The sequence below is a fragment of the Enterobacter sp. Acro-832 genome, from assembly GCF_011752745.1.
Taxonomy (GTDB): domain Bacteria; phylum Pseudomonadota; class Gammaproteobacteria; order Enterobacterales; family Enterobacteriaceae; genus Enterobacter; species Enterobacter quasiroggenkampii.
This window is the reverse complement of sequence record NZ_VWWX01000001.1, coordinates 528,537-541,763: the sequence shown is the minus strand read 5'-3', so window position 1 is coordinate 541,763 and position 13,227 is coordinate 528,537. Positions and strand designations below refer to the sequence as shown.

The 13,227-nt window shown below is 57.6% G+C and carries 13 protein-coding genes and 1 pseudogene; 8 read left to right on the top strand and 6 right to left on the bottom strand.

Annotated elements, in window-relative coordinates; all coding sequences use genetic code 11:
- Positions 1 to 12: 12 nt before the first annotated feature.
- From prfA to kdsA, 5 genes and pseudogenes are all read left to right on the top strand, one after another.
- Positions 13 to 1,095: a peptide chain release factor 1 gene (gene prfA / locus F3J31_RS02545; protein WP_021240360.1), complete on the top strand. Its 1,083-nt coding sequence runs from the start codon at positions 13 to 15 to the stop codon at positions 1,093 to 1,095.
- A complete protein-coding gene (prmC, locus tag F3J31_RS02540) occupies positions 1,095 to 1,925 on the top strand; it encodes a peptide chain release factor N(5)-glutamine methyltransferase (protein WP_167211153.1) in 831 nt (276 codons plus the stop codon). Before prfA ends, prmC begins: the two co-directional genes overlap by 1 nt.
- Positions 1,907 to 2,029 (top strand): annotated as a pseudogene (locus tag F3J31_RS23355) (siroheme synthase); the annotation flags it as partial. The gene prmC and the pseudogene F3J31_RS23355, both read left to right, overlap by 19 nt.
- 29 nt (positions 2,030 to 2,058) lie before the next feature.
- Positions 2,059 to 2,868: an invasion regulator SirB1 gene (gene sirB1, locus F3J31_RS02530; RefSeq protein ID WP_024907069.1), complete on the top strand. Its 810-nt coding sequence runs from the start codon at positions 2,059 to 2,061 to the stop codon at positions 2,866 to 2,868.
- Between the two features lie 36 nt (positions 2,869 to 2,904).
- Positions 2,905 to 3,759 carry a 3-deoxy-8-phosphooctulonate synthase gene (gene kdsA, locus F3J31_RS02525; RefSeq protein WP_023312123.1) on the top strand — a complete coding sequence of 285 codons (855 nt, stop codon included), beginning with the start codon at positions 2,905 to 2,907 and terminating at the stop codon, positions 3,757 to 3,759.
- Between the two features lie 114 nt (positions 3,760 to 3,873).
- On the opposite strand, the gene chaA is transcribed toward kdsA, so the two are convergent.
- Entirely contained in the window at positions 3,874 to 4,974 is a 1,101-nt protein-coding gene (chaA, locus tag F3J31_RS02520; protein ID WP_045908987.1) for a sodium-potassium/proton antiporter ChaA, read from the bottom strand.
- Positions 4,975 to 5,244: 270 nt separating this feature from the next.
- Between chaA and chaB the strand changes: the two genes are divergently transcribed.
- Positions 5,245 to 5,475, top strand: coding sequence for a putative cation transport regulator ChaB (chaB, locus tag F3J31_RS02515; RefSeq protein WP_045908986.1), 231 nt, complete (start codon positions 5,245 to 5,247; stop codon positions 5,473 to 5,475).
- A gap of 177 nt (positions 5,476 to 5,652) precedes the next feature.
- On the top strand, positions 5,653 to 6,348 hold the full coding sequence (locus F3J31_RS02510) for a gamma-glutamylcyclotransferase (protein WP_023618421.1): 696 nt from the start codon (positions 5,653 to 5,655) through the stop codon (positions 6,346 to 6,348).
- Positions 6,349 to 6,378: 30 nt separating this feature from the next.
- On the opposite strand, the gene F3J31_RS02505 is transcribed toward F3J31_RS02510, so the two are convergent.
- The 3 genes from F3J31_RS02505 to F3J31_RS02495 form a co-directional block, all read right to left on the bottom strand.
- Positions 6,379 to 6,618 (bottom strand): DUF1883 domain-containing protein, encoded by a 240-nt coding sequence (locus F3J31_RS02505; RefSeq protein WP_013096243.1) that lies wholly within the window; start codon positions 6,616 to 6,618, stop codon positions 6,379 to 6,381.
- A gap of 211 nt (positions 6,619 to 6,829) precedes the next feature.
- The gene (locus F3J31_RS02500; RefSeq protein WP_008499521.1) at positions 6,830 to 8,614 is read right to left on the bottom strand and encodes a methyl-accepting chemotaxis protein; all 1,785 of its coding nucleotides are present in this window, start codon (positions 8,612 to 8,614) and stop codon (positions 6,830 to 6,832) included.
- Between the two features lie 106 nt (positions 8,615 to 8,720).
- On the bottom strand, positions 8,721 to 9,074 hold the full coding sequence (locus F3J31_RS02495; RefSeq protein ID WP_008499522.1) for a DsrE/DsrF/TusD sulfur relay family protein: 354 nt from the start codon (positions 9,072 to 9,074) through the stop codon (positions 8,721 to 8,723).
- A 177-nt stretch (positions 9,075 to 9,251) separates the two neighbouring features.
- Here F3J31_RS02495 and F3J31_RS02490 point away from each other — a divergent pair, with 177 nt between their 5' ends.
- On the top strand, positions 9,252 to 10,658 hold the full coding sequence (locus F3J31_RS02490; RefSeq protein ID WP_048029744.1) for a YchO/YchP family invasin: 1,407 nt from the start codon (positions 9,252 to 9,254) through the stop codon (positions 10,656 to 10,658).
- A 3-nt stretch (positions 10,659 to 10,661) separates the two neighbouring features.
- Here the strand turns inward: F3J31_RS02490 and narL are convergent, their stop codons facing one another.
- A complete protein-coding gene (gene narL, locus F3J31_RS02485; RefSeq protein WP_008499531.1) occupies positions 10,662 to 11,312 on the bottom strand; it encodes a two-component system response regulator NarL in 651 nt (216 codons plus the stop codon).
- A complete protein-coding gene (narX, locus tag F3J31_RS02480; RefSeq protein ID WP_045908976.1) occupies positions 11,305 to 13,101 on the bottom strand; it encodes a nitrate/nitrite two-component system sensor histidine kinase NarX in 1,797 nt (598 codons plus the stop codon). The genes narL and narX overlap by 8 nt, the downstream gene beginning before the upstream one ends.
- Between the last annotated feature and the right edge of the window lie 126 nt (positions 13,102 to 13,227).

The following is a 13,227-nucleotide window of genomic DNA, read 5'->3' as shown; positions in this document are numbered from 1 at the left end:
GCACTTACGCCTATGAAGCCTTCTATCGTCGCTAAACTGGAAGCTCTGCACGAGCGCCATGAAGAAGTCCAGGCGCTGCTCGGCGATGCCGGGACCATTGCGGACCAGGAGCGTTTTCGCGCGCTCTCACGTGAATACGCGCAGTTAAGTGATGTTTCTAAATGCTTTACCGACTGGCGACAGGTTCAGGAAGATATCGAAACCGCGCAAATGATGCTCGACGATCCTGAAATGCGCGAGATGGCGCAGGAAGAGTTGCAGGATGCGAAAGCGCGTTCTGAGGAGATGGAGCAGCAGCTTCAGGTGCTTCTGCTGCCAAAAGATCCGGACGACGAGCGTAACGCGTTCGTGGAAGTCCGCGCCGGGACCGGCGGTGACGAAGCGGCACTGTTTGCCGGGGATCTGTTCCGCATGTACAGCCGCTACGCCGAGTCGCGTCGCTGGCGCGTGGAGATCATGAGCGCCAACGAAGGCGAACACGGTGGCTACAAAGAGGTTATCGCCAAGATCAGCGGCGACGGCGTATACGGTCGTCTCAAGTTTGAATCCGGCGGTCACCGCGTGCAGCGCGTTCCGGCCACCGAATCTCAGGGCCGTATCCACACCTCCGCCTGTACGGTGGCGGTGATGCCGGAGCTGCCGGAAGCGGAGCTGCCGGACATCAACCCGGCGGATCTGCGTATTGATACCTTCCGCTCCTCCGGGGCGGGTGGTCAGCACGTTAACACCACCGACTCCGCCATCCGTATTACCCACCTGCCAACTGGCATCGTCGTCGAATGTCAGGACGAGCGTTCACAGCACAAAAACAAAGCCAAAGCGCTGTCCGTGCTGGGTGCGCGCATCCACGCGGCCGAAATGGCGAAACGCCAGCAGGCGGAAGCGTCTACGCGTCGTAACCTGCTGGGGAGCGGCGATCGCAGCGACCGTAATCGCACCTACAACTTCCCGCAGGGGCGTGTGACCGACCACCGCATCAACCTGACGCTGTATCGTCTGGATGAAGTGATGGAAGGCAAGCTGGATATGCTGATTGAGCCTATCGTGCAGGAATACCAGGCCGACCAGCTGGCGGCACTGTCCGAGCAGGAATAATGGATTTTCAGCGCTGGTTACGTGAGGCTGCCGCTGAGCTTTCCGAAAGCGAAAGCCCGAAACGCGATGCCGAAATTTTGCTTGAGCATGTGACGGGCAAAGCCCGCACGTACCTGCTGGCCTTCGGTGAAACCGAACTGACCGCTGAGCAGGAAGCACGGCTCGCCAAGCTGCTTGCCCGCCGTAAGCACGGCGAGCCGGTGGCGCACCTTGTCGGTGAGCGCGAGTTCTGGTCGTTACCGCTTTACGTCTCGGCGGCGACGCTGATCCCGCGTCCCGACACCGAGTGTCTGGTCGAACAGGCGCTGGCGCGTTTACCGACGGCGGCCTGCCGCATTCTCGATCTCGGCACAGGCACCGGGGCCATCGCGCTGGCGCTCGCCAGTGAACGACCCGACTGCGCGGTGACGGCGGTAGATGTGATGCCCGACGCGGTGGCGCTGGCGCAGCGCAACGTGGAACGTCTTGGCCTGACCAACGTAACGGTGCTGCAAAGCAGCTGGTTTAGCGCGCTGGAGAACCAGACGTTCGGCATCATTGTCAGTAATCCACCCTATATTGACGAGCATGATCCGCACCTTGCGCAGGGGGATGTGCGCTTCGAACCCCTGACGGCGCTGGTCGCCGCCAGGGAAGGTTTAGCCGACCTCGATCACATTGTGACAATGTCACGACAACATTTACTTTCCGGCGGCTGGCTTCTTGTGGAGCATGGCTGGACGCAGGGAGAAAGCGTGCGGGCATTGTTTACCCAGGCGGGCTACGCCGACGTCAAAACCTGCCGCGACTACGGCGGCAATGAACGCCTGACGCTGGGGCAGTGGCTATGAGTGCAGGCTATCTGCCATTTACTGATAAAGGCGTAAGGCTGACTGAAAGGCGGTTTGGCGTTATCATCTACATCGTTTTGAGTTTTATCTCGTCCGGGCGTCGCTGTGCGCTCGGTCGTTACTGGGGTAAGTCATGAGGTCCTTAGCCGATTTCGAATTTAATAAAGTGCCGCTTTGCGATGGCATGATCCTGATTTCTGAGATGATTCGCGACGATTTTACGTCGCAGTTTGTCTACGATGAGCTGGAGAATCTGGTCAGCCTGGCGCGTGAAGAGATTAATCAGGCTCGCCCGCAAGACTGGCAATTAGAGAAGCTGCTTGAGCTTTTCTACGGCGAATGGGGTTTCTGCGACACGCGGGGCGTGTATCGCCTGTCTGACGCATTATGGCTGGACCAGGTCTTAAAAAATCGTCAGGGCAGCGCCGTTGCGCTGGGCTCTATTTTACTGTGGGTCGCGCACCGCCTGGATATTCCGCTGGTGCCGGTCATTTTCCCGACGCAGATGATCCTGCGTGCGGAGTGGCTGGACGGCGAGATGTGGCTCATTAATCCCTTCAACGGCGACACGCTGGATGAACATACGCTGGACGTGTGGCTGAAAGGCAACATCAGCCCGGTGGCTGAGCTCTTCAACGAAGATCTCGACGAGGCGGATAACGCAGAAGTGATCCGAAAGCTGCTCGATACGCTGAAGTCTGCGTTAATGGAAGAGCGTCAGATGGAGCTGGCCCTGCGCGCCAGCGAAGTGCTGCTGCAGTTTAATCCGGAAGACCCGTACGAAATTCGCGACCGCGGGCTGATCTATGCCCAGCTCGACTGCGAGCACGTGGCGCTAAACGATCTGAGCTATTTCGTTGAGCAGTGTCCGGAAGACCCCATTAGCGAAATGATTCGTGCGCAGATCAACGCGATCTCGCACAAGCAAATTACACTGCATTAATCTTAATTCCGATTCACACCTGAATAAGGCGATCCTATGAAACAAAAAGTGGTTAGCATTGGTGATATCAAGGTAGCAAACGACCTGCCTTTCGTGCTGTTTGGCGGCATGAACGTGCTGGAATCCCGCGACCTCGCCATGCGTATCTGCGAGCACTACGTGACCGTGACCCAGAAGCTGGGCATCCCGTACGTGTTTAAAGCCTCTTTTGACAAAGCCAACCGCTCCTCCATCAACTCTTACCGTGGCCCGGGCCTGGAAGAGGGGATGAAGATTTTCCAGGAGCTGAAGCAGACCTTTGGCGTGAAAGTGATCACCGACGTGCATGAAGCCTCTCAGGCGCAGCCGGTGGCAGACGTGGTTGACGTGATTCAGCTCCCGGCATTCCTGGCTCGCCAGACCGACCTGGTTGCCGCGATGGCGAAAACCGGTGCCGTGATCAACGTGAAAAAACCACAGTTCGTGAGCCCGGGTCAGATGGGCAACATCGTCGATAAGTTTATCGAAGGTGGTAACGATCAGGTGATCCTGTGCGACCGTGGCGCTAACTTCGGTTACGACAACCTGGTGGTGGACATGCTGGGCTTCAGCGTGATGAAAAATGTCTCCGGCCAGTCTCCGGTGATTTTCGACGTGACCCACGCGCTGCAGTGCCGCGACCCGTTTGGCGCCGCGTCCGGTGGCCGTCGTGCTCAGGTGACCGAACTGGCGCGTGCCGGTATGGCAACCGGTCTGGCAGGTCTGTTCATTGAAGCGCACCCGGATCCGGATAACGCAAAATGCGACGGTCCATCCGCGCTGCCGCTGGATAAGCTGGAGCCGTTCCTGAAACAGATCAAAGCAATTGACGATCTGGTGAAGAGCTTCGACGAGCTGGATACCAGCAAATAATAAAAAACCCGCTTCGGCGGGTTTTTTTATGGGGCATATTGCCGGGTGGCGCTTTGCTTACCCGGCCTACAAAACCCGTAGGCCCTGCAAGCGAAGCGCCGCTGGGCAAAAAGGCTACGCAAAAATTGTCATCAAGTAAGCCGCAAACAGCGCCATATGCGCTGCCCCGTTAAGCACGTTGGTGCGCCCGGTTGAGAACGAAATCTGGCATAGCAGCAACGAGGCTACCATTACAATCATCTCCGGCGCGCCCAGCGCAAACTGCAGCTCGTTACCGGTCATAAAGGCAATCAGCGTCACCACCGGCACGGTGAGTGAAATGGTCGCCAGCACGGAGCCGAAGAACAGGTTCATTGCGCGCTGTACCTGATTGTTTAAGACGGCTTTCAGCGCGCCCAGCCCTTCAGGAGACAGGATCAGCAGCGCCACCAGGAAGCCGGTAAAGGCTACCGGCGCGTTCAGCTCGGTTAACAATGTTTCCAACGGGTTGGCGTTCATCTTGGTGACGGCAATCACCGCAATCAGATGCACGATCAGCCAAACCGTATGCCACGCGCTGCTGTGGGCCGACGGCTTACCGTGGTGCGGGTCATCGTCGTCGCTGTCGTCTTCATGCTCATACACAAACAGGCTCTGGTGCGTTTTGGTCTGAATCAACAGGAACACGCCGTACATGGCTGCGGAAATCAGCGCGACCAGCAGCGCCTGACCGGTGGAGAAGTTTGCACCCGGCAGCGCCATCGGGAAGACCAGCACGATAATCGCCAGCGGGAAGAGGGCAATCAGATACTGTTTAATGCCGAACAGGTTCATATACTGGGTCGCGAATTTACGCCCGCCCAGCAGCAGAGAGAAGCCCACCAGGCCGCCCGTCACAATCATAATGATCGAGTAAAGGGTGTCGCGCATCAGCGTCGGCGCGGCATCGCCGGTCGCCATGAGCGCGGAAATCAGGCTGACTTCGAGAATAACGACGGAAAGGCTGAGAATTAACGATCCGTAGGGCTCGCCCAGACGGTGGGCCAGTACGTCCGCATGGCGAACGACGCTAAAGGCGCTGGTTAAAATACCGACCAGGGCAAGAATATTGATACCAACCACCACTGGCAGTGACTGACTGCTTCCCCAGAAGAGCAGCACAGCCAGTGCCAGAACCGGGAAAATGAGAGACGTCTCCTTGTGGCGGGTCTTTACCGCCTCGTGTGTTGCTGTCATGTGCTTCTCCATCAATGCAGGTGCTTGTAATTATAGATAGATTTTTGAGGGCATTAAATTAACAGATCTCTGTTAAACACCCTTAACTTTTTACTTAATTTTACCCTTTGTCATAAATTTAATGCCTGACTCCTGTAATTGACGGTTTTTACATAATATTTATTAAATAACAATTAATTAAAGATAATGTAAATCCATAAATTAAGACCGGGTGGCACGCTGGCATATCGTCGTCCACACTTATCTCTTTAAGCAAAAGAGAGGTGAGTGATGCCATATAAAACGAAACGCGAATTACCCGATAACGTGCAAAACGTGCTGCCCGCTCACGCGCAGGATATCTACAAAGAGGCGTTTAACAGTGCCTGGGATCAGTACAAAGATAAGGAGGATCGCCGGGATGATGCCAGTCGTGAAGAGACGGCACACAAAGTCGCCTGGGCCGCCGTAAAACATGAATATGAAAAAGGAGACGACGATAAATGGCACAAAAAGAAATAGCCGTGAAATAATTCGCTGCCTTCATTTTGACTTTTCAGGCGGTTGAACTGCCGTTGTATTGCAACTGGTCCGCTAATTGCTTATCGTTATTTAACTGCTGGCAAAATGACCAGCACATAATGCCGGGAAGGCGAATTACAGATGTCGCAAGGAAGCATGCAGTGGCGGAGGTGGAAAGTGTTAACGCGTGATTTCTTAATGAAGGCAGATTGTAAGACGGCATTTGGTGCTATTGAGGAATCGCTTCTCTGGTCAGCTGAACAACGTGCGGCGTCACTTGCTGCCACGCTTGCCTGCCGCCCGGATGATGGCCCGGTATGGATTTTTGGCTACGGTTCCCTGATGTGGAACCCGGCTCTGGAATTTGTCGAATCGGCAACGGGCACGCTGCCTGGCTGGCACCGCGCATTTTGCCTGCGTCTGACGGCCGGACGCGGCAGCGCGTGCCAACCCGGACGTATGCTTGCACTGAAAGAGGGCGGGCGCACCACGGGCGTGGCGTATCGCCTCCCGGATGCCACGCTGGAAGAGGAGCTTACGCTGCTCTGGAAGCGTGAGATGATCACCGGCTGCTATATGCCGAGCTGGTGCAAGCTGGAGCTGGACGACGGACGCACCGTCAATGCACTGGTGTTTATCATGGACCCGCGCCATCCGCTGTATGAAGCGGACACCCGCACGCAGGTCATCGCCCCGTTGATTGCTGCCGCCAGCGGACCGCTGGGTACCAACGCGCAGTATCTCTTCTCCCTCGATCAGGAGTTGACCCGCCTCGGCATGCAGGACGATTGTCTGAATGAGCTGGTGGCGAAGGTGAAGGCGCTGCTGGAAGGGAACCCGCTCAACGGCACGCTGCGACCGGGTTTTGCCTGAAAATACGCCCGGCTTGCCGGGCGTTTGACGTTATGCCGCTACGTAACTGACGGAATGCTCCAGCGACTGGCTGTGGCTGTCGATCAGCACATCCCACGTGCCAGTATATGGCACGGTAAGCCAGGCCTTATCGTCCTGCACGGTCAGAATATCCGCCTGGGATTGTTTTTGTGCTTTCGCACTCATGAGATGAATACGACAGCGCTCTGAGCAACGCACCACAACCGTATCCCCGCCAAACAGCTTCAAACTTGTTTTTACCAGTGCCATTTTTTACCCCGTAGTCTTAAACAACGCTCTCCCTGCTGCCATATCCGAGCGTGATGTTGTTCACAATTCACTCATGGCATAACACCAAAGGGGAGGGGGTGGGATGCTGATTTTGATCAAAAAATGGCATAACGATTAAACAAAAATGACAAAATCCCTCAAAATTTCCGCTGGCTCGCGTTTTACCCGCTAAACGCGCGCCGCGAGAAAATTAAATGCGGAAATGGCCGGCGGTTTCAGCAAGGTCGCCCGCCTGGCTCTGCAGGGCACCCGCAGCAGCAGCGGATTGCACCACCAGCTCGGCGTTCTGCTGGACCATGCGGTCGAGATGAGTCACCGCGTGGTTGATCTCGTGAATGCCTTTCATCTGCTCGCTGGTGGCGATGGAGATTTCGCGCATGATGCCGGAGACGCTGCCGATGCTGGAGCGGATCTCGTCCATGCTTTCCCCGGCCAGATGCACGTAGCGGGAGCCGGTGGCCACGCTGTCGGTGGTAGAATCGATCAGCGATTTGATCTCTTTCGCCGCCTGGGCGCTACGGCTCGCCAGGTTACGCACTTCGCCTGCCACCACGGCAAACCCGCGACCCTGCTCCCCGGCACGGGCCGCCTCGACGGAAGCGTTCAGCGCCAGAATGTTGGTCTGGAACGCGATACCGTCAATCACGCTGGTGATGTCGCCAATTTTAGCCGACGCGACTTCGATGGACTGCATGGTGCTGATCGCCTGGGATACTACTTCGCCGCCACGCGCAGCGGCCGCAGAGGCCTTGCTCGCCTGGTCATTCGCTTCTGCCGCCGACTCGTTCGACTGGGTCACGGAGGCGGTGATCTGCTCCACGGCGCTGGCCGTCTCGCGCAGGCTGGACGCCGCCTGCTCGGTACGTCCTGAGAGATCCTGGTTACCCGCCGCAATCTCCTGGGCGGCATTTTTCACCGACTCGCTGGCATCGCGGAGCTGCACCATCACCACCGACAGCTTATCGCTGAAGGCGTTAAAGGCCTGGGCAATCTGCGCCACCTCGTCCTCGCCGCTGTCCGGCAGACGCTGCGACAGATCGTTAGTCCCGTTGGCAATGTTGTGCATCGCGTCGCGAATGTCAGACAGGCGCTTCAGCAGACGGGCAATCAGGAGGTGAACAATGGCCGCGCTCAGCAGCGCCAGGATCACCAGCGAAATCGCCGATGCCTTAAGCAGGGAACGCATACCGGAGGTGGCGTCACCGTTGTCGAGGGCGACGACCAGCAGCCAGTTTGTGCCCGGCACGGCTGTCGCCACGAAGGTTTTTTCAACGTCGTTAAGCGTACCGTCGACAAGGTTACCGCTTTTCAGTGCAGCAAAATCGATGCCTTTAATGGTCTCTGCAAACGGTTTAAGCGTCAGCGCCGGATCGTTAGCCGCAATCACGCTGCCGTCACTGTTCAGAAGCAAGCCGCTACTGGACGGAGTTGGATGGATCCCGCGCACGTTCGCCACCACGCTGTCCATGGCCACATCGCCCGCCACCACGGCTTTCAGGGCGCCATTCTCTTTCACCGGCACGGCGAAGGTCACCACCAGTTTACCGGTACCTGCATCAACGTAAGGCGCGGTGACGACCGGGCCATCCGTGCTGACCACCTGCTGATACCAGGGGCGAATGGTCGGGTCATAATCCGCCGGGACACCCGCGGGCTCAGAGAATTTCGCCGTTTTGCTGGCGTAGCCGACATAAACGTTGGTGAATCCACCCGCCTGCGCAAGCTGTTTAAACACCGGAACCGGATCGTCACTTAGCGCAACGGTCTGGGCAGAGGCAATCACCGTCATCTTGCTTTTGACCCAGTCGGCGATCGCCATGTTATGGCTGGCGCTGGTGCTGGTCAGGATATCGCGCTGTGACTGCTGGTTATCCTGGCGTGTGACCTGGAAGTTAATAACGGTATTGAGGAGAAGGGCGACGACCAGACAGCCTGCCGTCGCCGCGATGATGCGTGCACGAATCGATCTGAACATAAGTGAAATACCTGCTGTGTTGTTTCCATGCCTATCGGCAACCCCGCAGGTAAACTTGATGCTGAAACCGCGTCCATAAGAAAATAATATTTTTACGGGTTTATTATTAAAAAGTTAATACTTTATCCGCGGACAGCGTCCACTCGGCCAGTTCAACCAGCGTGCCAATTTCTACGCCATCAATCAGCGGCAGCCCGGTGATACCGCGCCCGTCGGTGCAGGTTTTGCACAGCTTCACCGGCACGTTTTGCGCAGTCAGGATCTCCAGCATCTGCTGAATGTTATAGCCCTCGGCCGGCTTTTGTCCCTTCAGCCCGGCAGTGACCGCGTCCGACATTAAAAAGAGGCGTAACGCGAGGTCACTCTCTTTTTCGCGCAGCGCAATGGCCAGGCGCAGGCTATTGAAAAGGGATTCGCTGCCGTAGGCCGCACCGTTGGCGACGATCACAATCTTCTGCATGTTGACTCCTGTTCTTATAAAGGCTCGAATAATATAGGGTTTACCGAGTTTACGCTGCCTGCAGCCGTCAATAAACTTCAGGATATTCCTGAAATTTCCCGTAAGGCTGCAATTCTTTCTTAATAGCGTTAAGGTAAGAGCGTCTTTTACAAAACTCAGGCGCAAATCCCGACGTTGATGGCTGTATCGTCTCGCATTCGTTCTCTGCTATTACTCTCCCTTCTGTCGGCCGGAGCCGTTCACGGTGCGCCGAATTCCTTTATGCATCAGGCCCAGCACCCCTTTGATAATAATGGGGATAGTCTGCCCGATCTCGGCATGGCGGCGCCCACCGGCGAAGGGGAAAAACACCTGGCCGAAATGGCGAAAGCCTTTGGTGAAGCCAGCATGACCGACAACGGGCTGACGACCGGCGAGCAGGCGCGTCAGTTTGCCTTTGGTCAGGTGCGCGACGCGGTAAGCGGGGAAGTGAACCAGCAGATTGAGTCCTGGCTGTCGCCCTGGGGAAACGCCAGCGTGAACCTGCTGGTGGATAACGACGGCAAATTTAACGGCAGCAGCGGGAGCTGGTTTATCCCGTGGAATGATACTAACCGCTACCTGAGCTGGAGCCAGCTTGGCCTGACGCAGCAGACGGATGGCCTGGTCAGCAATGCCGGAATCGGTCAGCGCTGGGTCGCCGGGAAGTGGCTGCTGGGCTACAACACCTTTTACGATAATCTTCTGGATGAAAACCTGCAGCGTGCCGGGCTGGGGGCGGAAGCGTGGGGGGAAAATCTGCGCCTGTCAGCGAACTATTATCAGCCCTTTGCCGGATGGCGCGCGCGATCTGACGTTCAGGAGCAGCGCATGGCGCGCGGATATGACGTGACCGCTAAAGCCTGGCTGCCATGGTTCCATCATCTGAATACCAGCGTCAGCTTTGAGCAGTACTTTGGCGATAACGTTGACCTGTTCAACAGCGGCACCGGCTACCACAACCCGGTTGCGGTCAATCTGGGGCTTAACTATACCCCCGTTCCGCTGGTGACGTTGACCGCCGGGCACAAGCAGGGCGAAAGCGGCGAGAGCCAGAATAACCTTGGACTGAAGCTCAACTACCGCTTTGGCGTGCCGCTGGCAAAGCAGCTATCCGCCGATGAGGTCGCCGCCACGCGATCCCTGCGCGGCAGCCGCTACGACTCACCTGAGCGCACCAGCCTGCCGGTGATGGAGTTCCGCCAGCGTAAAACGCTATCCGTCTGGCTGGCCACGCCGCCGTGGGATCTGAAAGGGGGTGAGACCGTGATGCTGAAGCTGCAGGTTCGCAGCACGCACGGCATCCGTCAGATCCACTGGCAGGGCGATACGCAGGCACTGAGCCTGACGTCGCCGGCCAAAAGTAACAGCAGCGACGGCTGGAGCGTGATTATCCCTGCCTGGGATGATCGGGAAGGGGCGACAAACCGCTGGCACCTGTCGGCGGTGGTGGAAGATGAGAAAGGCCAGCGCGTCTCGTCCAATGAGATCACGCTGGCCGTGGTGCAGCCGCTGGTCGCACTGCCTGACGACGATCCGCGCTGGAAGCTGCTGCCGGAGGAGTAATTCTTAAAAAATGCGTTCCTGATGCACCCACACGGCGGCTTCAACGCGAGATTTTAACTTCATTTTCTTCAGCATATGCTTCACGTGCACTTTCACCGTGCTTTCGGTGATATCCAGACGGCGGGCGATCATTTTGTTCGGCAGCCCCTGGGCAATCAGTTTGAGAATGTCGCGCTCGCGCGGCGTGAGCTGGCTGACGTCACGGTCAGAGGTGGCGCGGTTGGCACGCAGGCTGGCGGCCAGAACCGGCGTTAAGGCTTCGCTGAGCACCATCTCGCCCGCCGCCGCCTGCTGCAGCGCCTTAAGCAGATCTTCCGGCTCCATGTCTTTCAGCAGATAGCCATCCGCACCGCGCTTCAGCGCCGTGACCACGTCCTCTTCATGGTTCGACACGCTAAAGACGACGATGCGGCCGGAAAGCGATTTTTCCCGCAGCTTGTCGAGGGTCTCCAGACCGTTCATGCCCGGCATATTCAGATCGAGCAGGATCAGATCGGGATCGAGGGATTCGGCAAGCTCAATGCCCTGTTCACCGTTACTGGCTTCGCCCACCACGGTGATATCGGGTGCCATGCTGACCAGCTGTTTCACGCCAGTACGCAGCATCGGATGGTCGTCGATCAACAGGATGGATGCCGGTTCCTGATTAGTCATGGGTTTCTCCTTGAGCAGTTGTGAGCGGTTTCTCGGGAATAAAGGTGACGACAACTTCCGTGCCGCCCGTTTCTCTCCGGCGAACCTGGCAATCACCGCGCAGGCTTTGGGCGCGGTCTCGCATAATGATTAAACCATAGTGGTTAGTGCGTTCGGCATTTTCCGGCACGCCGCGGCCGTTATCGTGAACCGTCAGTTTCACCTGATTGTCGTGCTGGCTGACGGTGACCGTGACCGCCGTTGCTTCAGCGTGTTTAAGCACGTTGCTCAGCGCTTCGCGGGCGATCTGCAGTAGATGGATGGCCTGATGGGAGGGGACAAACCGCGGCGGCAGCTGATAATCCAGCTTCACCGGGAACCCCAGCCGGGCGCTAAATTCGTGACAGCTTGATTCCAGCGCCGGGCGCAGGCCCGGCTCGGTCAGCTGCAGGCGGAAGGTGGTCAGCAGCTCGCGCAGCTGCACCCAGGAGGTGTTTAGCTCGTTGCGGATCTGGCTGAGCAGCTGTTTGTTGCTTTCGGGCATCTCCGCATCCTGCATCTGCAGGCAGCTCACCTGCATTTTCATACAGGAGAGAGACTGGGCGATGGAATCGTGCAGCTCGCGGGCGATGGTCGCGCGCTCTTCCATGACGATAAGCTGCTGCTGTTTTTCCTGATGCCTGTCGAGCGCCAGCGTGGCCGTCAGCTGTTCAACCAGCGTATCCACCAGCTGCTGCTGGTCGTGGCTCAGGTGGCGTCCGGTTGGCAGGGTGGCCAGCAGAATGCCGTACTGGGTGTGGCTGTCCGTCAGGCGCCACTTCAGGGTCGTGCCGCCGGAGGCCAGCGGCGGCAGGCCGCGAGGGCAAAGATGGCAGCCTTTGTCATCGCAGGACATATCGGACTGACAGGTAAATTCCTGGTGGTTCTCTTCGTCTTCCACATCGTAGACCCGTAGCTCCAGGTCACGCAGCAGGGTCAGATTTTGCAGGCCGTTCAGCACCGGCGAAAGACGTTCACACAACGGCACCTGCATGTGCAGCCGACGGTTGGCCTGCCAGAGGAAGGAGAGGATCTCGTTTTTCTGCTCCAGCCCGGCCGTTTTTTCCTGAACGCGCTGTTCCAGCACCGCGTAGCTCTCGGAGAGCTCTGCCGACATGGTATTGAGTGCCTGGCCGAGCATGGCCATCTCGTTGCGCCCGCTGATGTGCGTGCGCTGGGTAAAATCGCGTGCGGTCACCGCGCGGGCCATTGCCAGCAGCTGTTTCCAGGGATTTAACAGCCGCGCGCGGAGCCAGACGATGGTGAAGATCAGCAGCAGGCCCATAAACAGGGCCATGGCCCGGTGTACTATCACCACCCGGTCAATGCGTAATTCGGTCGTCTGGTCAAAAGCGGAGACCAGCGCATCAATGCGGGAGACAAACCCCGCCACGTCCTGGGCAACGGCTTCTGTACTGCGCGCCTGTTTCAGGCCGGGCTGCAGCTGGGTGTGCCAGTACCCCTGAAGGGCCTTAAGCTGGGACTGCTGGCCAGCGCGGATGGCGGCGTTTTCCAGCTCGGGGCTGAACGCCGTGCGCTCCATTTCATCGATTAAAGGCCGATCGTCCTGCGTCAGGGGAACCGCCGCCAGCAGGCGATAACTCTGCATGCGTAGTGAGCCTGCCTCGTTGATGGCATGCGCATTACCCTGTACCCCTTGTACCAGCCAGCCGGAGATCGCCATGCCGGTCACGCCGATGGCGGTGGACAGCAAAACAATCAGGGCGAGCTGATTCACGAGCGTTAGCGGAGATAAGCATCTTTTTAACATTGAGTGGGCGTGCTCCTGACGTGGCCTGCTTGCAGGAATGGCGCTATTCTGGTGCATACCCTGGAGTATACCCATACCAATAAAGGATTACCCCTAAATTGCCAACGGAGTAGGGGGCAAGAGGTG